This window comes from Muricauda brasiliensis (assembly GCF_003057865.1).
GTDB lineage: Bacteria > Bacteroidota > Bacteroidia > Flavobacteriales > Flavobacteriaceae > Flagellimonas > Flagellimonas chongwuensis.
In genome coordinates this window covers 1-447 of record NZ_QBTW01000036.1, presented here as the reverse complement: position 1 = coordinate 447, position 447 = coordinate 1, and the positions used below count along the sequence as shown (strand labels likewise).

Below are 447 nucleotides of genomic sequence, written 5' to 3'. Positions count from 1 at the left end.
CCGGGGCCGGTGGCGGCATGTCGGCGAAGGTGCTGTCGGAGGCGGGCCTAAAGGTGGCCGTTGTCGAGGCTGGCCCTTTCTTCGACCCGGCGAAGCCTGAGCACCAGACCCAGCTGAAGTGGTCGTACGAGAGCCCAAGGCGCGGCAAGAGCACGCGATTCCGTCCCTTCGGGGACTTCGATGCGGCCTACGGGGGCTGGGACATCGAAGGGGAGCCCTACACGCAGAAGGACGGCACGGACTTTTCGTGGTTCCGTTCACGGATGCTGGGTGGGCGTACCAACCACTGGGGGCGCATATCGCTGCGGTTCGGCCCGCAGGACTTCAAGCACAAGGACGTGGACGGTTACGGGGACAACTGGCCGATAAGCTATGACGATGTAAAGCCGTACTACGACAAGGTGGACAAGATGATCGGTGTGTTCGGGACCAACGAGGGACTTCCAA

1 pseudogene is annotated in these 447 nt (G+C 62.9%); it reads left to right on the top strand.

Annotated elements, in window-relative coordinates:
- A pseudogene (locus DCK90_RS16820) lies at window positions 1-447 on the top strand (GMC family oxidoreductase); the annotation flags it as partial.